Origin of the sequence: Nitrosomonas sp. Nm58, from assembly GCF_900107335.1 — a bacterium.
Taxonomy (GTDB): domain Bacteria; phylum Pseudomonadota; class Gammaproteobacteria; order Burkholderiales; family Nitrosomonadaceae; genus Nitrosomonas.
Genome location: NZ_FNPQ01000017.1, coordinates 26,650 through 46,699 on the forward strand (window position 1 = coordinate 26,650; position 20,050 = coordinate 46,699).

Here is a 20,050-nt window from a genome sequence, read left to right on the forward strand (position 1 = left end):
AGAGAGTGAGCGTTATGATAGCTCCTCATTATTCGCTCTCAGGTAGGTACAAGCTGAGTACACTGCAACACTTCCTTCTGAGTTATGACTTCCTTACTTTCTGGATTGAATCCACAGCAACTTGAAGCTGTCACTTTACCTCATCAGTCGGCATTGATACTGGCTGGAGCAGGGAGTGGCAAAACACGGGTGCTGACAACACGTATTGCCTATCTGATTCAATCAGGACAAGTTAGCCCAAACGGTATTCTTGCGGTCACGTTTACCAATAAAGCAGCTAGAGAAATGATCGTGCGCATTGCTGCGATGCTGCCCATCAATACGCAAGGAATGTGGATCGGGACTTTCCATGGGTTATGCCATCGCATGTTGCGCGCACATTATCAGGACGCGGGATTGCCAAAAACTTTTCAGATTCTCGATATGGGCGATCAGCAGGCGGTAATCAAGCGACTTCTGAAAAATCTTGCCGTTGATGAAAAGGCATTTCCTCCCCGCCAGGTTCAATGGTTTATTAATCACGCAAAAGAAGAGGGGCGGCGTGCTGCTCAGGTTGAAGTGTATGACAGTTTTACACGCAATATGCTCGAATTTTATCGTGCCTACGAAGTATCGTGTATGCGGGAAGGAATCGTTGATTTTGCCGAGCTGCTGTTGCGCTGTTACGAGTTACTGACGGATAACGAGCTTCTGCGAAATCATTATCGTGATCGTTTCAGCCATATACTGGTAGATGAGTTCCAAGATACCAACCGGTTACAATATCAATGGCTCAAACTGCTGGCAGGTGTGGGATCGCCAAAACAGGCTGCCGTATTTGCTGTCGGGGATGATGATCAAAGTATCTATGCTTTCCGCGGTGCTCATAGTGGAAATATGCAGGATCTCGAGCGTGATTTTGCCGTTTCGGGCATTATCAAGCTGGAACAAAACTACCGTTCCCACGGCAATATTCTGGAAGCAGCCAATGCACTGATAGAAAACAATCGCGGGCGTCTTGGCAAGAATTTGTGGACTGCTGAAGGACAAGGCGAGCCCGTGCGGGTGTATAACGCTGTGACGGATTTTGATGAAGCGGCCTTTATCGTGGATGAGATCAAGGCGCTGCATTCAGAAGGGGTGGCGCTCTCCGATATCGCTTTGCTTTATCGATCCAATGCGCAGTCACGCGTCCTGGAACATAGCTTGTTTAATGCCTCGTTGTCTTATCGAGTTTATGGCGGTATGCGCTTTTTTGAACGCCAGGAGATCAAGCATGCGATTGCTTATTTGCGATTGATCGCGCATCCTGATGATGATCATGCGTTGTTACGGGTGATCAATTTCCCGCCTCGGGGCATTGGGGTACGCAGCCTGGAGCAATTGCAGGATGAAGCGAAATTGCATCAAATAAGCTTATGGGCCGCAGCGCTCAAGAAATGCAGTGGCGAGACAGCCGTTAGCCCTGATGAGAGCAAAGCAAGAAAAGGACTTCCGAATTTTGTGTCGCTGGTCATGGCGATGCAGCACGCGTGCGCTGATTTGCCCTTGCCTGAGATAATCCGCTATATGCTGACTCATAGCGGATTATTGAATCATTATAGCTCGGAACGTGAAGGAGCAGAGCGGCTGGAAAATCTCAATGAATTGATCAATGCAGCGACCAGTTTCGTTCATGAAGCTGAAGATGATAGTCTTGTAGCATTTCTTTCCCATGCCTCACTCGAAGGGGGAGAACATCAGGCAGATAATCACCAGGATGCATTGCAACTCATGACCGTGCATGCAGCTAAAGGGCTGGAATTTCACACTGTATTTCTGAGTGGATTGGAAGAAGGGTTATTTCCGCATGACAATAGCCGCAATGAGGCGAATGGCGTGGAAGAAGAGCGGCGTCTGATGTATGTGGCTACGACGCGTGCGCGGCGGCGATTATATTTAAGTTTTTCGCAAAGCCGGATGCTGCATGGCCAGACGCATTACAATATTCCTTCGCGATTTATCGATGAAATCCCTGAGCATTTGCTGAAATGGTTGCAGCCTCTATCAAAGGCTAACATGGGTTCTTACCGATCTTCTAATGAGCAGGCTAGATTTTCCTCTAGCAGAAGTTCATGGGGGCAGTCTCCTGCCGGAGGCGGGGTGACGGAAAAGTTGTCTCGGGATTCAGCAGAACAGCTATCCGGCTGGCGCATAGGACAGAATGTTTCACACGCAAAATTCGGAGCCGGTGTCATCATTAACTATGAGGGCCAGGGCCCTGATAGGCGAGTTCAGGTTCAATTCAATCGTGCAGGAACCAAATGGCTCCTGCTGGAATATGCCAAATTGACACCGTTGCAGTGAGGGTCAGTCGCGGGGCGACTGGTTGCTTTCGGTATTTTCTTTATTCTGTATTTCTTCTTTTTCCTCTGTAGCCTCTTTACCGGTAGACATGGACCCAGAATGAAAAATATCCTGGTAGCTAACATAGATTGAGGCAAATACAGTGGGGATCCATAGGGGGAGTCCTAACCCGTAAGGCATGATGGCAAGGAAAAGCAGTATGATGAGGGCGATGGTATAGATCTGAAAGGGGATGATATTTTTCAGGCAGGCAAAAAAGCTTTTCCGGATGGCAATCATGGGAGGCATATTCTCGAACATGACCAGCAACGGAGCAAACCAGATCGCCATCATGAGCGGAACTGTCAGCAGCAATCCAGCCAATGAAGCAGACAGGGCATTATCCATTACTTCCATCAGTTCCTGTTCATCAAATCTTTTTCCATAAAGTAACATATCGACCAGCGCGCTTCCTCCTATCAGCATGAATATGCCGATTATCAGCACTTGGCCTATCAGATAAAATCCGCCTACCGTAATCAGCGGCACGGTATTCTTTTTGAAACCAAGAAATAAATGACCCAGCTCTAATTGATCACCTTGCTCCAGACTTCTGCAGCCTGTCATGATTCCCGCCATAAAAACGGGAGAAATGAGCGTGAAAATGAATTTCCCCAGCACGGGCAGAAATTCCAGTGTCATGGCAATTAGTAGGAAGGTGAGGCACAGTAATATCCATACAAAAGGGGATAGGCGGAACAAATAAAAGCCACTCAGTATCCATTGCAATCCTTGCCTACCGCGAACTTGTCGAGCTTCCATCAATTTTGTTTTCTCCAATGAATTTTGTAACGGGTTATTTGATTTTAAAATCTATTCATTTTCCAGAAGTACTTACAGATTTCCTGGGACTGTGGATATCAAGCAAATGATTCTGTTGAATCAAATTTAGGGGAATATTTCCATTATTCCCCTTTCCTTTCTGGTAAAGCCTGGAGATCAAGGCAGTACATAGATTTTTTAGTCGATTAGCTAATCCAGATTTGCATCAATCTGGAATGATTAGCCAGGTGATATTTCAGAATTTCTCTGAAATATCCAGGATCTTTCTGGTGAGTGAGCTCTCCTTCCCGAGGCAGATAATAATCATATAAACGCGATATCCAGAAACGCAATGCGCCAGCGCGCAGCATTTGTGGCCATGCCTTGTGCTCCTCGCTGACGAGGGGGCGTATACGGTGATATGCCGACAAAAGTGCCCGTGTGCGCATTTCATCCAGTGCGATATCTTCAGATACGCACCAATCATTGATTGTAATAGCAAGATCGTACAAGAACGTATCATTACACGCAAAATAGAAATCGATGATGCCGCCGATCGAGGTATCAATAAATAACACATTATCGCGAAATAGATCGGCATGAATCACTCCCCGCGGCAGAGTTTCTGTTCGATGTAATGATTGGAATTGCAGCTCTTCACTAAGTAATGTTTGTTCTTCTCTGGTGAGAAACGGCATCACTTCTTTTGCTGCAGCATTCCACCATATTAAGCCGCGCGGATTGGCCATCTTTACAGGGTAAGATAAGCCAGATAAATGCATTCTGGCTAACATTCCGCCAATTTCGGCGCATTGCCCAAGAGTGGGATGTGTCAGTGATTTACCTGGTAAAAAGGTAACGATGCTGGCTGGCTTGCCATTCAATTCACCCAGCAGTTTCTGTTCGCGCGTGGCAATTGGATTGGGACACGGAATACCTCGATTTGATAAATGGGCCATCAGATTGAGGTAGAAGGGGAGTTCTGAAACGGTCAGTTTTTCAAATAGTGTCAGAATGTATTTGCCAAGCGTTGTGGTAACGAGATAATTGGTATTTTCAATACCAGACGAGATACCTTGAAGATTGATCAGGGTACCGAGTGGATAATCTTGAAGCCAGACTGAGAGTTGTTCCTGGGTAACCGGAGTAAAGACAGACATGAATAAACAGGTAGAAAAAGCGTCAATAGGTAGATTTAAGCCTCACGTAGCGATTATTTTCTTATGCTGATTTTATTTGGCCTCAAAATCTGTAAAGCTCCCACATCGGTACGTTCACACCATAACCTTCAAGATCACCTCGATGGGGCTCGCCTACGGGACTACGTTTATTTAAAAGGTAAAAGGGTTTACCAATACGAGGGATAACTTTAATCATATATAACTGACCATTGACCCGATATTCCTCCACAGTTTCTTCTTTACCCTTGATAATTGTCACTTGCGGTTCCAGTGATGAGTCGGTCCCCAGGTCAGGCAGCGGGGATTCCTCACGTGGCGCTAAATCAGGCAGTTCGGGAAGGGGTTGTAAATCTTTTGGTTGCTCATTGGATTGTGCGGATACTGACCACGTATACCAAATAGCACACAAAAATAGAATAGTCTTTATGGATTGCATGCTGATTCCTAGCGGCTGGTAGCGTTCATTCTATCTGAAATAAAGTAGATTGTTATAAATTGAGTTGAATTTCTCTTTCGGCGGGAGTGGGTTCAAAGCCAGAGGTTTCATAATGTTGAAAAATGGCATCGACAATTTGCGCGGGCTCGTCGATAATCTGAATCAGATTCATATCTTCCGGAGAAATATAACCTTCATTAATGAGCACTTGCTGAAACCAGTCAAGCAAGCCTCGCCAGAAATCTGAGCACACTAAAATAATGGGCATTTTCCTCGTTTTACCTGTTTGCACCAGTGTCAATGCTTCCATCAATTCATCCACGGTACCAAATCCACCGGGCATGACGATATAAGCTGTCGCAAATTTGACGAACATGTATTTTCTGGCAAAGAAATGGCGAAATGATTGGCTGACATCCTGATAAACATTGCGGTGCTGCTCATGAGGCAACTGGATGTTCAGCCCTACACTGGGTGATTTGCCAAAATAGGCGCCTTTGTTTGCTGCTTCCATAATGCCTGGGCCGCCGCCGGAAATAACTGAGAAGCCTGCATCCGACAATTGCCGTGCGATGGCCTCAGTTAATTTATAATAAGGGTGATCCGGCTCAGTGCGCGCACTCCCGAATATACTGACTGCCGGTTGAATATATTCAAGACGTTCTGTGCCTTCAACAAACTCTGACATAATACCAAAGACACGCCATGATTCCCTTATTGACCAGGGTTTCTCAAGAGACATGATGCCGCTTAGTTTTTCTTGCAAACTCATAGAGGTCCTTTATTAGATGAAAACGCTTTTGCTAGTTGATGGCTCATCTTATTTATATCGTGCATTTCATGCACTACCCGATTTACGCAACCGCCAAAATGAGCCAACTGGCGCAATTTACGGTGTGCTCAGCATGTTACGACGCTTGTACAAGGAATATCATGCAGATTATAGCGCGTGCGTGTTTGATGCAAAAGGCAAAACTTTTCGTGACGATATTTACCCGCACTATAAAGCACATCGTCCTCCCATGCCTGCGGATTTATCTCAACAAATTGCGCCATTGCATGAATGCATCGATGCGATGGGTTGGCCTATGCTGATAATAGAAGGCGTTGAAGCGGATGATGTGATCGGGACACTCGCTAAAAAGGCGAATCAGTCAGGCATGCAATGCATTATTTCAACAGGTGATAAAGATATCGCCCAATTGGTCAATCCTGGTATTAAACTCATTAATACCATGAACAATGAAATCCTGGATGAAGCGGGTGTGCAGAATAAATTTGGTGTCATCCCTGCACAGATACTCGATTACCTGGCACTGGTAGGCGACAGTGCAGATAACATTCCAGGGGTTGAGAAAGTGGGTCCTAAAACAGCAGTGAAGTGGCTGACACAATACGACACCTTGGATAATATCATCGCGCATGCCAGTGAAATAAGCGGGGTCGTCGGAGAAAATCTGCGCAAGGCATTACCTTGGCTGCAGATATCACGTACATTACTGACGATTAAGTGCGATGTGATGCTGCCGATTGATTTACATGATTTGATCATTAAGTCGCAAGATACTCAGAAACTGGCAGCGCTCTTCGAACATCTGGACTTTAAAACCTGGCTACGAGAGCTGCAGCAAAATGTGCAGCCGGACTCTGCTCATTCAGATCCCATTTCGGTGGCAAATCTACAACGTCAAGCAGAGCACTTGCCTGGAGGAGAGATTTCGCCTGTTTATGAAACCATTCTTACGGAAGCGCAGTTGAGTCAATGGTTGGCACGCTGTGAGGCAGCGCCACTGGTTTCACTCGATACCGAGACGACTAGCTTAAATCCAATGCAGGCCCAACTCGTAGGAATCTCCTTATGTATTGACGCAGGTGAAGCGGCCTATCTGCCGCTCACTCATCGCTTTCCTGGTGCGCCGCAACAATTGGATATTGATTTTGTATTGAACAAAATGAAACCTTGGCTTGAGAATCCGGCAAAATTGAAAGTCGGGCAGAACCTGAAATACGACAAGCATGTTTTTGCCAATCATGGTATCAGTCTGAATGGTATTGTCCATGACACGCTACTGCAGTCTTATGTGCTGGAGTCCCATCAATCGCATAATATGGATAGCCTGGCATTGCGTCATTTGGGTATAAAAACGATTACCTATGATGAAATCACGGGTAAGGGCGCGAGCCGGATCGGATTTGATCAGGTGATGATTGAGCAGGCCACTCGCTACGCAGCAGAAGATGCTGATATTACACTGCGATTGCATCAGTGTTTATGCCCTGAAATTGAAAGTCAGGCGCAACTTGACTATGTTTATCGCCATCTTGAGATGCCACTGCTAGTTGTATTATTTCAGATTGAGCGTAATGGCGTGCTGCTGGATGTGGATCTTTTACAAGCACAAAGCCGTGAACTGGAAACGCAATTACTGGCGCTGGAACAGCAGGCTTGTTCGATTGCCGGCCAAGTATTCAATTTGAACTCAACCAAACAAATCCAGGAAATTTTGTTTAACCAACTCAAATTGCCGGTTATCAAGAAAACACCCAAAGGCTCCCCATCAACCGATGAAGACGTATTGCAGCAACTCGCGCTAGATTATCCGTTACCCAAGATTCTGCTCGATTATCGCGGTCTGGCTAAACTCAAATCGACTTATACGGATAAATTACCGTTAATGGTGGATAGCAGCACCGGGCGGGTACATACCAATTATGCGCAAGCAGTGGCCGTAACCGGGCGGTTGGCTAGCAACGATCCAAATTTACAGAATATTCCGGTACGCAGGCAGGAAGGCCGGCGTATCCGCGAAGCATTCATAGCGCCTGCTGGTTGTCGTATTATTTCAGCAGATTATTCCCAGATTGAATTGCGCATCATGGCCCATATTTCCCAGGATGAAGGATTGCTCAAGGCATTTGCGGCAGACGAAGATATTCACCGTGCCACTGCTGCTGAAGTGTTTGGCGTGCCGATCGATCAAGTTGATCAGGAACAACGCCGCTACGCCAAGGTGATCAATTTTGGGCTCATCTATGGGATGTCGGATTTTGGCCTGGCAACCCAGTTAGGGATTGATCGCAGCGCCGCACGCGCTTATATCGATCGTTATTTCGCACGCTATCCCGGGGTGGCTGATTACATGCAGAGAACCCGGGTACAGGCCAGGGAAAAAGGATATGTCGAGACCGTATTCGGTCGCCGGTTATGGCTGCCGGAAATCAACAGCTCCAATCACAATCGTAGACAGGGAGCGGAACGTGCCGCGATTAATGCGCCCATGCAAGGAACTGCAGCAGATATCATTAAGCTTGCCATGATTGCCGTGCATGAATGGCTGATAAAGGAAAAAATGCACAGTAAACTCATTATGCAGGTTCATGACGAATTAGTGCTGGAAGTGACGGATGAAGAAGTCGATATTGTAAAAAACGCATTGCCGGATTTAATGGAAAGTGTCGGCAAACTTAACGTACCCCTTCGAGTCGAAGTAGGTGTAGGTAATAATTGGGAGCAAGCTCATTAATCTTTGTGAAAGTGGCTATTTTGTGTTGCTTTCCCTTGATATTCCTGTAAAAAGAATAAGACAATATGAATCAAATCAAAACCTTTAACGATAGGCGCTTGCGCTTATTGTCGCAGATGCAGAAAGGGGTTGCCATCATTGCAACTTCTCCTTTAAGACTCAGAAATCGGGATGCTTTTTATCCCTATCGCTTTGATAGTTATTTTTATTACCTAACGGGATTTCATGAACCTGAAGCCGTATTGGTCATCATTGCCGGGAATGGTCAGGGAAATGCTGAACAGATACTGTTTTGCCGGGAAAAAGATAAGGAACGTGAAATCTGGGATGGCTTCCGTTACGGACCCGATGCGGCGCGTGAAGCATATGGTTTTGATGCTGCTTATCCTATTGCTAAATTGGATGAGTGGATACCCAAATTATTGGAGAATCAACCCATTGTTTATTCCATGTTCGGGCAGGATGCGGCATGGGATGCGCGCCTCATCAACTGGATCAATCGAGTAAGAGAACAGGTGCGTAGCGGCATATCCGCCCCCAGTGAAATACGCGATATCCGCCACATTCTGGATGAAATGCGCTTATTCAAAAGCGAGGAGGAGCTTTCACTCATGCGTCATGCAGCAAAGATTTCTGCTGGAGCACATTGCCGAGCAATGCAGAAAACTAGGCCAGGTATGTATGAATATGAGATTGAAGCCGAGTTATTGCATGAGTTTCGCCGACTGGGTGCGCAAGCTCCAGCCTATTCACCCATCGTGGCAGGGGGGGCCAATGCGTGTGTATTGCATTACATCGAGAATAATGCACCGCTCCATTCCGGTGACTTGCTGCTGATCGATGCTGGCTGCGAATTCGACGGCTATGCAGCGGATATTACACGCACCTTTCCGGTAGATAGAAAATTTACCTCGGTACAAAAAGACGTTTATCAGCTTGTGCTCTCTGCCCAAATGGCGGCGATTGCGGCAGTGCAGCCCGGGAATACCTGGGATATGCCCCATCAAGCTGCTTTGCAGGTGCTTGCTCAGGGATTTATCGATCTGGGTCTTTGTCAAGGTAGCGTGGACGCGGTGATTCAGTCAGAAGATTACAAACGTTTTTACATGCACCGTACGGGACATTGGCTCGGATTGGATGTGCATGATGCGGGAGAATATAAGTTGAAGGGTCAATGGCGTTGTTTGTCACCCGGGATGACCTTAACGGTAGAACCAGGGTGTTATATTCGTCCAGCAGATAATGTTCCGCAGCATTTTTGGAATATAGGCGTGCGTATCGAGGATGATGTGGCAGTGACATCTGCTGGTCATGAAGTGCTGACTGTCGCTGCCCCTAAAACAGTAGCAGAAATAGAGGAGTTGACACAATGAATGATGATCATAGAAAAATAATCATCAGCAGAATAATTGATTATAAGCAGACAGAGTCGCCGCAGAACGGATCTGCTCCTGGCTCCCCTTTCCAGCGCTGGCTATTTTACTTAGCGCTTATTCCAATATTCATTGGAATACTGTTTATGGGTATGTTCTTTTTCTCGATTTTTCTTGCTTTATTTGTGATCGTGGCTGCTGGTATTGGAATTAGGTTCTGGTGGTTACGTCGTAAACTGCAAAAGTCCGGCAGGTTTGATGGGGAAGAGAAGTATGTTGAAATTGAAGATGCTGAAATTATTGAAACTAAGACTAACAAGCCTGGGGGCAAGTAAAACTCTCTTGGTATAAAGGCACGGGCTAGACCTCAAAGCGGATGCTTACGATGTTAGCCAAAGCAACCCCCGGCATTACCGGGGTATTTGGCTACGGACTTTCATTTGGGTAAGGCTGATTTTTTCAACATAGCAGACTGCTTTGTATGAGGGCGCCTCTGAATAAGTCGTTTTATACCCGCTAAAGCGGGTATCCAGTTCGAATTGGATTTATTCAGAGTCTCCTTAGTGCCTTTTCTTAAGATTGCTCGGCTTTGGTTTCAACCTCAGTTACGGTTTCTACCGTGGGTTCTTCTTCAACTTCAGCTTTGCGGCCAGATGGGTTAGTAAATAGATCATTCAATGACTGAATATAATCATTGGCTTCATTCTTGACCTGACCGAGTATCTGTTGATTGGCCGTATTCCAGCCAGCTGGTTTTTGTAGAAACATGGGTCGGTAGGCCGCTGTACTCTTAATGAATGCCTGCGTGTACTGCTTACAGGTAGTATGATCATGACCAAATTCCACAGGAAGTTTCTTGATGATACTGTTAGCTGCCTTGCTGCGGACAGTAAAATGAATATAGCCAATAAAGCCTAGTAACGAGGCAAGCATGATGAGTGAAGGGGTTTCATTGGCCATGACATTTCCACAGAATGTTTTCAACAGATCCCAGCTGTTTGTCTGATATAAAACCACGCCGCTTAGAAGCAGCAATGTACTGAATAGAATGCCATCAAAGAGGATGACTCTTTTTTTCCAGCTATGAAGCATGCTGGTAAGCTTGTGGATAACCTGGTTCTCAATGGTTTCTGCCGTTTGCTCAAGCATACCGGCTATACGATAAGATCGTTCGATTTCGATTTGCTGCATGCGAGTATTGATCTCCGCCATATCTTCTTCACGTTTCTTCTCATAACGTTCTTTGATTTGTGAGTCATCAATCGGTGATGCTGCATCAGGATTGTAAATCCGGTAAAACTTGCCAGCCAGTAAGCCTGCCTGGGCAAGGGAACGCTGCCAGGCAGAGACAACTTCTTCAGGATTATCTTCTTTAGCCGTTACATCCATCTGGTTGAGGATATAAAGGAATTTATTTGAGTCAGCGCGATTAATTGTGCCTGCTACCAAATATTCCAGAGTATCTTTCATGGCGCCTGGTTCTGGATGGCGTGCATCAAAGAATACAAGCACAAGATCGGATAAATCGATAATGTGTTGTGTCAGGCGTAAAGTAGAGTTACGCTGACTGTCTGCATCAAATCCGGGAGAGTCAATCATAATCTTGCCGCGGATCTTTTCGGAAGGGCATGTTTTTAGCTGAATATAAGCATCGATACGCTGTGGTCCAGCTTCTGAAATTTCTGTGATACTCCGGCTGATTTGGAAAAAAGGAAAACGCGGATCAGCATCCAATGCTACACCGGGTAACGTCTTGACTTCATGGTCGCTACCGTAGCAAATAACCGTAAATTTATCGTCGACTGCCTGATTGCCCGTACGTTGCAAATGCAGGCCCAGGTAAGAATTGATAAAAGTTGATTTACCCGCCGAGAATGTTCCCAGCACCGCAATCATCGGCCACCAGGTCACATAGGTTGCGTAAGATTCATTTCTATCCAGCAACCCGATATCCTGAGCGACGCGATCTAATTTACGGAAACTATGAACGGCCTTAGCCAATACCGGATTATCAGGATGTTCTTCAGCAAGATGCTTTTCGAGACTTTGAAGACGCTTATAAATATTTGTTGAGCTTTGTGGCATAGCAGTCCTTATTCAATTTCAATTCGTTAAATAACAAAGAGCCTAATCAATTTAGTGGCTCTAGCGTTCAATCTTACCCAAATCTTATTCTATTACAATCAGACACAAAAAATTGTGAAGCCTTGCACCCATACTTTATTTTATTTCAGCAAGCAATCTATCCAGGATCTGCTCTGCCTGACGCAGATATCCCCCTCCAAACAGGTTCAGATGATTCAAAACATGGTAGAGATTGTAAAGTGTTTTGCGAGTACGATAGCCTGCATCGAGAGGGTAGGCGTCTTGATAACTCGCATAGAATTGTGCCGGAAATCCTCCGAAAAGCTCGGTCATCGCGAGATCGGCCTCGCGATCTCCATAATATACCGCAGGATCGAACAACACGGGTTGTCCTGCCGAATCAAATGAATAATTGCCACTCCACAGATCACCGTGCAATAAAGAGGCGTTGATGCGTGATCCAGTGAAGAATAATTCCAAGTCTGCCATAAGCCGCTCACCCTGGGTTTGCAGTTTGCCTTGATAGCCGTTTATTTTCGCAAGCTGGAGCTGATATTCCAAACGATTATGACGCCAGAAATGAATCCAATCCGAAGAGCGATCGTTTTTCTGTAAGGTTGAACCAATGGTGTTGTCACGTATCCATCCGAACTGCGCCGAGAAAGTACGGTGCATACCGGCCAGCCCAGAACCCAGTGCTTCGGCGTGCTGCTTGGCGGTATCTGTTAACTCCAGGTATTCCAGCACTAACCAAGCATGGATATCATTATGACCCGAGCACTTTGGGTCAGGAACGCGCAAGGCATGAGAATTTTGTATTTCTTTAAGCCCCATCGCTTCTGCCTCAAACATGGGTAGACTGCTTGCTTTGTTTAGTTTGACAAAATAGTGCTGATCGTTACCTTGAATATGGTAAGTCTCGTTGATACATCCGCCGCCAATAGCGCTGATCTTTTCCAGAACAAAATGAGTATCCAAAGAAGAAATCTGTGCTGCAATCTCTTGCCAGGGAGATTGTAAGGATAAATGACTGGATAATCGAGTCATGACTTACTGATTGGCTAAATCCTGCCTTGCCTGCTTGATCGCTTTACGGACTTGCGCTGGCGCTGTTCCGCCCGGATGGTTGCGGCTTTTCATTGAGCCTTCAAGAGTCAGAATAGAAAAAATATCTTCTTCGATGATGGAGGAAAACTGCTTCAATTCAGACAGCAAAAGTTCGCTCAAATCACAGTTTTTATTTTCAGCAAAACGAACCGCTTTAGCGACGATTTCATGTGCATCACGGAAGGGTAGCCCCTTTTTGACCAGATAATCTGCCAGATCAGTTGCAGTGGCATAGCCACGCATTGCAGCATGGCGCATGATGTCCTGTTTTACGGTTATACCGGGAAGCATGTCCGTATAAATCCGGAGGGTATCGATCAATGTGTCGACAGTATCAAATAGTGGCTCTTTGTCTTCCTGATTATCCTTGTTGTAGGCAAGCGGCTGGGATTTCATGAGCGTCAGCAGTGCCACCAGATGGCCATTGACGCGCCCCGTTTTCCCGCGAACCAGTTCAGGCACATCAGGATTTCTCTTTTGCGGCATAATGGATGAGCCGGTACAAAAACGATCCGCAAGTTGAATGAAACTGAACGCAGGACTCATCCATATAATCAGTTCTTCAGAAAAGCGCGACAGGTGCGTCATGATCAGTGCTGCACCGGCGCAAAACTCCACTGCGAAATCACGATCTGATACGGCATCCAGTGAGTTTAGGCAGATTCCGTCAAAACCAAGCGCTTGTGCGACCCTTTCACGATCAATGGGATAACTGGTGCCAGCCAGCGCGGCTGCTCCCAGCGGTAATTTATTGACACGCTTGCGACAGTCCAGCAGCCTTTCTGTGTCTCTGCATAGCATCTCATAATAAGCCATGAGATGATGGCCGAATGAAACAGGCTGAGCTACTTGCAAATGGGTAAAACCCGGCATGACCGTCTCAGTATGCTGTTCAGCCAAATCCAATATAGCCTGCTGCATTATTTTGATGAGATTGACGATCTCATCTATCGAAGCCCGCAGATAAAGCCGTATATCGGTAGCAACCTGATCATTGCGGGAGCGTGCAGTATGTAATCTTTTTCCGGCATCACCAATCAGCACGGTCAGCCGTTTCTCGATATTAAGGTGAACATCTTCTAACTCAATTTGCCAGTCAAAGGCATTATTCCGAATTTCTTCAAGAATTTGACCGAGGCCTTGTTCGATGGCAGTCAGGTCAGCCGAGCTTATTACACCTACTGATGAAAGCATTTGTGCATGAGCCAGCGACCCTTGTATATCATATTCAGCTAATCGTTTATCAAAATTAACTGAGGCGGTGTATCGCTGCACCAATTGAGAAACAGGTTCATTGAATCGTCCTGACCAAGTTTTGGAATGATTTTCCACTGCTGCTTTCTTCTCCATTTAGATTATCCGGTTGCTATCGCTATATAGTTTAATTCCATTTCCAACTCGAAAATGAGACGGGGCAGGCCGCAACAGTATAAACAATGCGGTAAGGAAAGACCGGCAAACAAAGTCAGATTTGATTTGAAATTAAAATAAAGAAGTCAATATTTTAACAGGCCGTTGAAAAACTCGGCATTTTGATTCTGAAATTTCTCTTTTAAAAGAATGCAAGCACTTTGGTTGTTTTTGCAGATCTATTTTCATCAAAGATGCTCATTTTTTGATCGGTTTCTGTCCGAATTTCCTGTAAGTCCTGCTTTTTTGTTCTTATCCGTCTGTTTTAGGCGGATTTTGGACGTACCGTCCCTATGTGTACGAAGCCGTCCACCCGCCGGTCAGACTTCCGATGCGCACCAGATCGTAAATCGCGGCAACAAACCGGAACTGTCCGCTGATTTTCTTGCGCCCGACCAACTTCAGCTTACGCATCCTGCCTACCGTTTTCATCCAGCCCAATACTTCCTTGATCCGTTTGCGAATTTTCAGACTGATCGTATAGCCTTCGCTCTGGAAAATATCATCCGGCATGATGCTGCCTTTGCGTTTGGCCGCCACATGCGAGATCATGCCCAGCGACCGCACTGCCTTGATGTGCTCATCCACACCGTAGCCGCGATCTTTCCCCACTGGGCTCCCGGGTTGACAAATATTCGTCACTGCTCAGTTCCGCCCACTCCGTCAGATGCTTGACACCCGTGAAAAAAATACCCAGCCCAGCACACCAGCGGTACCATAGGTTGTATTCGATGTGCGCGACCAGTTACCGTTCGGAACGAATGGTAAACAACACCTGAAGCAGCGCATGATTCAGTATAGTAAAAGGGTTTTGCAAAATTTTACCGGAGCAAGCCTGCTTTTCAACGACCTGTTAGCGAGGATTCCAGCAAGCGCTGCGCCCACTACGACTCAAACTCCTGGCGTTTCATTATAAGGAATTCCGATTCCTTACAGCTTTTCTTACGTCGAGCTCACGTTAAATAAAAACTAGATGGCGCCATCACAAGACATTAATCCAAAGAGCAATGCATCGAATCTGATTAGCTGCGGAAGGATGCTGAAGTTCTAGCATAGCGTGTAGCTATACCATCGTTTAAGATGTAAAAGCACATTCTCTATAATCTGACGTAAACGATAGCGCTCTGGATTGCAATTTCTTGGTATTTTCCGGTTTTTTTAAGATGAAATTACAGGCTTCATGCCTTGAATTTTAGCCTGCTCCACAACAATATCGCTGTCGTAGCCACGATCCACAAGCAAATATTTGATGTAATACCCTCAGTCAGGCGAGAAGCTTGTGTACAATCCGCTGGGATGTATCTTGCATAATAATCCTGACCGGCATACCAAATGCATCTACGGTTAGATGCAATTTTGCGTTGAGTCTCCTTTTGTGCGGCTCATATCCTGATTTCCACCTTTTGCACTAGCAGCATATGGATGAACCTTGATGTGACTGGCATTTATCATTAACTAATCATCATCTGGATTATCAATCAACTGTTCCAATAAAAATTCCCAAATGCCGTGGTCACGCCAGCGGCAAAAGCAACGGTGTGTGTTCTTCCAATCGCCATAGGAGGGTAGCAAATCACGCTACGGAGCGGCCTGCCCTTAAAATTCAAAATAACCGCATTGATAAGCTGACGGTTACTCGTGCTTTGCCGCCCCATGCGCCCTCTCATCCAGGTAAATGTGGCTCTAGTGATACCGTCACAAGGCAAGAGAATGGCATAATTGGCGAATTACCAATTTCTTAATGAGAAGGTTTGCCATGAGTTCAGCGCATCGCAGGCACGATATTTCAGATGAAGTCTGGGTGTCTGGAAAGTTAAAGCAGATTTAAGCGTAATAATATGTGTTTGAACTGAGGGCAGATATCATGCCGCACATTCGCACAACTTGCAGAGAAGAAAGGTGTATTATGTGGGAAAGTTCAATATACATCTACGACGCAACATCCCGTGGTGTTAAATCACTGCAAAGACTCATCTCACCAAGTTCACCCAATTACGGCCTTGATATTTCACTAATAGCAATTACTTACTGGGAGATAATCAGTAATCTAAAGAATTAATGATCTATATAATTCAGCTAGAAGCAATAGCTTAAAGCTACCAGCTTCTAGCCTTCATAACATTTACATAAATCACTCTTGACACTTACCTTGATTAACAAATATGCCAAGAGGGAAGCAGGGAAACATGGTATCTACAGAAATAAATGAATTAGTATTTACCGCCCATCCCCGTCATAAATACGATTGCCCCTGCAATAATAATACCAATCGTTGCGATCGCGACTACTTTGAACAAACCTGCTTCATCAGTTCTTCTATTCTCTTCCATTTCTACTATCTCCTTTTGAAAATTTACTTTTTCACTCTTAGACACAACCCTCATTCATTCTTAGGAAGCTCACAAACATGGTAGGGTTTACGAAGATTCTACGCATATTTACTTAGAATGGCAATATTTGAGAAATAGAAATTTTGTGACAATCCAGTTAAGAAAACTCTGAACAAGTTCCAGTTACTCCGGATTTTCCATTAGGGAAATTTTCTAATGGAAGCCAGTCTTTGGCTGCGTCCAGGCAACATCCATAGTGCCAATAATGCGCTGGCCTTTCTGGACGATTTAGACCAATGTGGTATTCATTATCTGATTGTCTTGCGTCTCAACCAGCCGTTGCAAAGAGCTTTGTAGAAGAGATGGGCTGGTGGGCACTGGATGATGGTATAGAGCTGGTTGGTCATGCCTATCAGGCGGCAAGCTGGGAGAAACCGCGTCGGGTGGTAGGTATTCGACAAAAGATCGATGAGCGTCCTGATGCTAAGGACAAGACATTGTCTTTATTTGCAGATGATCTGGTTTTTGCTTGCTACCGCTATAGTGCGCTGGTCACGGATATGAATTTACCTGCGGCAGAACTTTGGCGTTTATATCGTGGCCGTGCTGATTGTGAGAACCGCATCAAAGAACTGAAATATGATGATTTTGGCGGGGAGAGCTTTAACCCATGACGGGAAATCCCCCGGCTATGCCGGGGTGACAGTAGTAGTTTGACATATATGGGAGTCCATCAGCGAAACTCGGATCTTGAGCCGCCAAGCACACGATAGAAGGAGAATCGAGATGGACGAGAATGAAAGCCTAAGCCATAGCAAATGGGAGTGCAAATACCACATCATATTTATACCGAAATGTCGGAGGAAGACGCTGTATAAGCAATTGAGGCTGCGCCTTGGGGAAGTTTTCAAGAGACTGGCCGAATATAACGACAGCCGGATAGAAGAAGAGCATCTGATGTTGGCTCATGTACTTATGTACATATGCTGATATCGATCCCGCCGAAGCATGCGGTGTCCCGGATAGTCGGATACATCAAAGGCAAGAGCGCGATTCATTTGGCGCGGGTGTGTGGAGAGTGCAAACGCAACTTTGTAGGGCAGCATTTCTGGGCAGAGGGTACTTCGTGTCAACGGTAGGGTGAGATGAACAAATGATACGGGAATACATACGCCACCAAGAGGAAGAAGACAAGCGTCTGGATCAGATAAGTCTGTGGCGATAACCGGCTGGCTACCTTCAGGTAGCTAAAAAGGTTGGGGCCACGTAAGCGACCCCATTTTGCCGCTTTGGGCGGTTCACAAAATTAAAGACTCCGGCTTTTCCTGGGGATACTTACTTGATTTTAATGGAAAATATCGGATTATTGCTTTGGGTTGCAAGCTCATGCAGGGGGGTAATTCCGGTTTGGTGCATAGCCTGGAAATTACTGCTGCAAAGATTGCCGATACTGAGTGAACCAGTTTGGGGTGTGCCATTCAAACGCAAGAATGGTGAGAATTTATCAACAGAACACACCATGCTCAATCGCATGTTGGCTTTACTGCGCGCAAAAAGCGGAACACCCGTTTTGGATTGTCAAACGACAATTTGGTTATACCAAAACCCGTTACCGAGGATTATTCAAGAATGCACAACAGCTTTGTCTGCGGTTTGCCTTAGCTAATCTATATCATGTCCATAAGGCACTTATGCCAGTTCTTACAAGATAATTCCGCCCACCAGACCCGAAAAACTCTATTAGAGGGCGGGAATAATGTGTTGCTATAAACTACAATTACAGCCGTTAAAAAACTTAAAAATTACAATAGTGACTTCTTTATTGTTAACTTTGCCACAGAAACCGAAATAACTGACTTAATCAAAGCTTCCTTAACTACTACTAGGCAAAGCAATCATGACAGACAATTCGTTTCCACATTCATCGCATGTAAAAAGCACATTTCTAACACCCAAATCCTCAAATATGTGGCTATGTCGGCTGCGTATTAGTTTCAGTTTAGTTGATCCGCAATGCTCGCAAGTATGTTCATGAGGGTTGGAATTATGAAAATCCTCTATTCTCTCGCGCAACTTGCGGTTCTCAAACTTAATATTATGAGAACTCTCTATTCTCTCGCGCAATTTGCGGTTCTCAAATTTAATATTTTCGTTCTCCATCTTAAGACTTGATATTTCTTCCATAAGTGCCGTCGTCTGATTTCTGCATATGGAAAGCCGCGCATAGAGAGCAGCGAACTGCTCCTTAAGAAGAAGGACGGGTTCTTTCAATATGGCAGCAGATTCATTTTCGTTAATTAGCTTATCGATTCCATCAAAAATGTTCATAAGAATACTCCGAAAAATATCAAGGAGAAAAAAACATGAGAATAAACGTAACGAGGAGATATAAGCAATGACATCGAAAAACGAAACATTTGATGTTGACGCATGGGGCTATTGCGATCATTGTTACCTAATGCCAGCAGCGTGCAGTCCGGTTGCTCCGGAGGCGAGATCGGTGAGCATTTGTCCATCCATTGGATTAATTGTCCCATTTGCGGCAGCAAACTCAAGCGCGGAACAGATATCCCCGAGGTCGGCTTTGCTGCTAGCGGCGAGAGTTGGCAGCATGCTGTGGAGAACTTCCTGGACGATGCTAAGAGCCTCAATGTCTGCTCTTTCATGATTAATAATCCTTTTGGTCATAGCTCATACGCCAACTGCTCCAGGATGATGCCCATAGCTGCCGCAGCCTTTTCCAGCGTTGCCTTGCGAGGGCGCTTGGCGGCCTCGATTTGCGCGTAACCGGCATGCGTAATGCCCATGCGTTTGCCAGCCACATCATTCGCGATCATGCCGGGTCGCACTACGCAGGGCAGTTTGACAAAATCGGCATAGGGAACAACTACAAAGGTGGGTTTACCATTGCTGTCCAAAATGGTCTGGTAGCTAGCAAGTGTGCTTGTCACGTTTTTTCGCCTCTTCAATATCAATAATACGCATAGCCGCCATCGAACTCAAAAAATACTCGACAATCTCCTGCTCGCAGACGGTAGCTGTAACCTGTAGTTAATAAGTTTTTTAACTACCTGACAACTTGGAAAATATGCCGGTGCCGGCACCTGATTTCGGCAAAGATTCTCTGGCGCATGGCGATTATCTTCATTTCTTCAACTTACTTAAGGACTCTGGGTTTCCAACTAATCTTGTTCATATATTCAACTATAAGCACTATATAAGATATTTCAATAAGGGTATAAGAATTGACAATCAACCTATACAAACTTGCTCTTCTCATCAGAGACTAAATAGCGTGGGTTCGACGTAAGAAAAGCTGTAAAAGGAATCGGAATTCCTCACGATGAAACGATTTTGGGAAAGAGCTTCATCACTAGAGGAGTCAAATTCCGCTGGATACTATAGCGATTTTTTGTGCGATTGACGACTTTTGCCAGGAGTTTGAGTCGTGGTCTTGCTGGGATCCTCGCTAAAGCCT

Annotated in this window: 18 protein-coding genes and 3 pseudogenes; 8 read left to right on the forward strand and 13 right to left on the reverse strand. The window is 45.5% G+C overall.

Annotation, left to right across the window (positions count from 1 at the left end):
• The first annotated feature begins 84 nt into the window (after nucleotides 1-84).
• The gene (locus BLW34_RS08195) at nucleotides 85-2,325 is read left to right on the forward strand and encodes a UvrD-helicase domain-containing protein (protein WP_090578098.1); all 2,241 of its coding nucleotides are present in this window, start codon (nucleotides 85-87) and stop codon (nucleotides 2,323-2,325) included.
• Between the two features lie 3 nt (nucleotides 2,326-2,328).
• Here BLW34_RS08195 and BLW34_RS08200 read toward each other — a convergent pair whose 3' ends face one another.
• The 4 genes from BLW34_RS08200 to BLW34_RS08215 all read right to left on the reverse strand — a co-directional run bounded on the left by BLW34_RS08200 (nucleotide 2,329) and on the right by BLW34_RS08215 (nucleotide 5,515).
• Nucleotides 2,329-3,126 (reverse strand): BPSS1780 family membrane protein, encoded by a 798-nt coding sequence (locus BLW34_RS08200; RefSeq protein WP_090578101.1) that lies wholly within the window; start codon nucleotides 3,124-3,126, stop codon nucleotides 2,329-2,331.
• A gap of 206 nt (nucleotides 3,127-3,332) precedes the next feature.
• On the reverse strand, nucleotides 3,333-4,286 hold the full coding sequence (locus BLW34_RS08205) for a homoserine kinase (RefSeq protein ID WP_090578104.1): 954 nt from the start codon (nucleotides 4,284-4,286) through the stop codon (nucleotides 3,333-3,335).
• Between the two features lie 82 nt (nucleotides 4,287-4,368).
• Complete coding sequence (locus BLW34_RS08210) at nucleotides 4,369-4,743, reverse strand: DUF2782 domain-containing protein (protein ID WP_090578107.1); 375 nt, start codon at nucleotides 4,741-4,743, stop codon at nucleotides 4,369-4,371.
• A 52-nt stretch (nucleotides 4,744-4,795) separates the two neighbouring features.
• Nucleotides 4,796-5,515: an LOG family protein gene (locus BLW34_RS08215; RefSeq protein WP_090541660.1), complete on the reverse strand. Its 720-nt coding sequence runs from the start codon at nucleotides 5,513-5,515 to the stop codon at nucleotides 4,796-4,798.
• A gap of 16 nt (nucleotides 5,516-5,531) precedes the next feature.
• Between BLW34_RS08215 and polA the strand changes: the two genes are divergently transcribed.
• The 3 genes from polA (at nucleotide 5,532) to BLW34_RS08230 (ending at nucleotide 9,975) form a co-directional block, all read left to right on the forward strand.
• On the forward strand, nucleotides 5,532-8,267 hold the full coding sequence (gene polA / locus BLW34_RS08220; RefSeq protein WP_090578110.1) for a DNA polymerase I: 2,736 nt from the start codon (nucleotides 5,532-5,534) through the stop codon (nucleotides 8,265-8,267).
• 65 nt (nucleotides 8,268-8,332) lie between these two features.
• Complete coding sequence (pepP, locus tag BLW34_RS08225) at nucleotides 8,333-9,640, forward strand: Xaa-Pro aminopeptidase (protein WP_090578113.1); 1,308 nt, start codon at nucleotides 8,333-8,335, stop codon at nucleotides 9,638-9,640.
• The gene (locus BLW34_RS08230; RefSeq protein WP_090578116.1) at nucleotides 9,637-9,975 is read left to right on the forward strand and encodes a hypothetical protein; all 339 of its coding nucleotides are present in this window, start codon (nucleotides 9,637-9,639) and stop codon (nucleotides 9,973-9,975) included. Before pepP ends, BLW34_RS08230 begins: the two co-directional genes overlap by 4 nt.
• Before the next feature lie 238 nt (nucleotides 9,976-10,213).
• On the opposite strand, the gene BLW34_RS08235 is transcribed toward BLW34_RS08230, so the two are convergent.
• The 6 genes and pseudogenes from BLW34_RS08235 to BLW34_RS16100 form a co-directional block, all read right to left on the reverse strand.
• Nucleotides 10,214-11,725 carry a dynamin family protein gene (locus BLW34_RS08235; protein ID WP_090578119.1) on the reverse strand — a complete coding sequence of 504 codons (1,512 nt, stop codon included), beginning with the start codon at nucleotides 11,723-11,725 and terminating at the stop codon, nucleotides 10,214-10,216.
• A gap of 135 nt (nucleotides 11,726-11,860) precedes the next feature.
• Nucleotides 11,861-12,772 (reverse strand): fructosamine kinase family protein, encoded by a 912-nt coding sequence (locus BLW34_RS08240; RefSeq protein WP_090578122.1) that lies wholly within the window; start codon nucleotides 12,770-12,772, stop codon nucleotides 11,861-11,863.
• Between the two features lie 3 nt (nucleotides 12,773-12,775).
• A complete protein-coding gene (gene argH / locus BLW34_RS08245) occupies nucleotides 12,776-14,182 on the reverse strand; it encodes an argininosuccinate lyase (RefSeq protein ID WP_090578125.1) in 1,407 nt (468 codons plus the stop codon).
• Nucleotides 14,183-14,533: 351 nt separating this feature from the next.
• Nucleotides 14,534-14,884: a hypothetical protein gene (locus tag BLW34_RS08250; RefSeq protein WP_143037890.1), complete on the reverse strand. Its 351-nt coding sequence runs from the start codon at nucleotides 14,882-14,884 to the stop codon at nucleotides 14,534-14,536.
• A 340-nt stretch (nucleotides 14,885-15,224) separates the two neighbouring features.
• A pseudogene (locus BLW34_RS08255) lies at nucleotides 15,225-15,959 on the reverse strand (IS5 family transposase).
• Nucleotides 15,960-16,452: 493 nt separating this feature from the next.
• Complete coding sequence (locus BLW34_RS16100) at nucleotides 16,453-16,617, reverse strand: hypothetical protein (RefSeq protein WP_177165988.1); 165 nt, start codon at nucleotides 16,615-16,617, stop codon at nucleotides 16,453-16,455.
• A 171-nt stretch (nucleotides 16,618-16,788) separates the two neighbouring features.
• Here BLW34_RS16100 and BLW34_RS16105 point away from each other — a divergent pair, with 171 nt between their 5' ends.
• The 4 genes and pseudogenes from BLW34_RS16105 to BLW34_RS08270 form a co-directional block, all read left to right on the forward strand.
• On the forward strand, nucleotides 16,789-16,929 hold the full coding sequence (locus tag BLW34_RS16105; protein ID WP_177165989.1) for a hypothetical protein: 141 nt from the start codon (nucleotides 16,789-16,791) through the stop codon (nucleotides 16,927-16,929).
• A 5-nt stretch (nucleotides 16,930-16,934) separates the two neighbouring features.
• Nucleotides 16,935-17,246: a transposase gene (locus BLW34_RS08260; RefSeq protein ID WP_090578131.1), complete on the forward strand. Its 312-nt coding sequence runs from the start codon at nucleotides 16,935-16,937 to the stop codon at nucleotides 17,244-17,246.
• A 112-nt stretch (nucleotides 17,247-17,358) separates the two neighbouring features.
• A pseudogene (tnpA, locus tag BLW34_RS08265) lies at nucleotides 17,359-17,797 on the forward strand (IS200/IS605 family transposase).
• A 328-nt stretch (nucleotides 17,798-18,125) separates the two neighbouring features.
• Nucleotides 18,126-18,284: pseudogene (locus BLW34_RS08270) on the forward strand (IS5/IS1182 family transposase); the annotation flags it as partial.
• Nucleotides 18,285-18,444: 160 nt separating this feature from the next.
• On the opposite strand, the gene BLW34_RS08275 reads toward BLW34_RS08270, so the two are convergent.
• From BLW34_RS08275 to BLW34_RS08285, 3 genes are all read right to left on the reverse strand, one after another.
• Nucleotides 18,445-18,900: a hypothetical protein gene (locus tag BLW34_RS08275; RefSeq protein WP_090578137.1), complete on the reverse strand. Its 456-nt coding sequence runs from the start codon at nucleotides 18,898-18,900 to the stop codon at nucleotides 18,445-18,447.
• Nucleotides 18,901-19,023: 123 nt separating this feature from the next.
• Nucleotides 19,024-19,260, reverse strand: a complete 237-nt coding sequence (locus tag BLW34_RS08280) for a hypothetical protein (RefSeq protein ID WP_090578140.1) — start codon at nucleotides 19,258-19,260, stop codon at nucleotides 19,024-19,026.
• On the reverse strand, nucleotides 19,257-19,523 hold the full coding sequence (locus tag BLW34_RS08285; protein WP_090578144.1) for a helix-turn-helix domain-containing protein: 267 nt from the start codon (nucleotides 19,521-19,523) through the stop codon (nucleotides 19,257-19,259). Before BLW34_RS08285 ends, BLW34_RS08280 begins: the two co-directional genes overlap by 4 nt.
• Nucleotides 19,524-20,050: the final 527 nt, after the last annotated feature.

Coding starts and splice junctions, on each gene's coding strand:
- BLW34_RS08195 (WP_090578098.1), top strand. CDS start 85: ATGACTTCCTTACTTTCTGGATTGAATCCACAGCAACTTGAAGCTGTC.
- BLW34_RS08200 (WP_090578101.1), bottom strand. CDS start 3,126: ATGGAAGCTCGACAAGTTCGCGGTAGGCAAGGATTGCAATGGATACTG.
- BLW34_RS08205 (WP_090578104.1), bottom strand. CDS start 4,286: ATGTCTGTCTTTACTCCGGTTACCCAGGAACAACTCTCAGTCTGGCTT.
- BLW34_RS08210 (WP_090578107.1), bottom strand. CDS start 4,743: ATGCAATCCATAAAGACTATTCTATTTTTGTGTGCTATTTGGTATACG.
- BLW34_RS08215 (WP_090541660.1), bottom strand. CDS start 5,515: ATGAGTTTGCAAGAAAAACTAAGCGGCATCATGTCTCTTGAGAAACCC.
- polA (WP_090578110.1), top strand. CDS start 5,532: ATGAAAACGCTTTTGCTAGTTGATGGCTCATCTTATTTATATCGTGCA.
- pepP (WP_090578113.1), top strand. CDS start 8,333: ATGAATCAAATCAAAACCTTTAACGATAGGCGCTTGCGCTTATTGTCG.
- BLW34_RS08230 (WP_090578116.1), top strand. CDS start 9,637: ATGAATGATGATCATAGAAAAATAATCATCAGCAGAATAATTGATTAT.
- BLW34_RS08235 (WP_090578119.1), bottom strand. CDS start 11,725: ATGCCACAAAGCTCAACAAATATTTATAAGCGTCTTCAAAGTCTCGAA.
- BLW34_RS08240 (WP_090578122.1), bottom strand. CDS start 12,772: ATGACTCGATTATCCAGTCATTTATCCTTACAATCTCCCTGGCAAGAG.
- argH (WP_090578125.1), bottom strand. CDS start 14,182: ATGGAGAAGAAAGCAGCAGTGGAAAATCATTCCAAAACTTGGTCAGGA.
- BLW34_RS16105 (WP_177165989.1), top strand. CDS start 16,789: ATGGAAGCCAGTCTTTGGCTGCGTCCAGGCAACATCCATAGTGCCAAT.
- BLW34_RS08260 (WP_090578131.1), top strand. CDS start 16,935: ATGGGCTGGTGGGCACTGGATGATGGTATAGAGCTGGTTGGTCATGCC.
- BLW34_RS08275 (WP_090578137.1), bottom strand. CDS start 18,900: ATGAACATTTTTGATGGAATCGATAAGCTAATTAACGAAAATGAATCT.
- BLW34_RS08280 (WP_090578140.1), bottom strand. CDS start 19,260: ATGACCAAAAGGATTATTAATCATGAAAGAGCAGACATTGAGGCTCTT.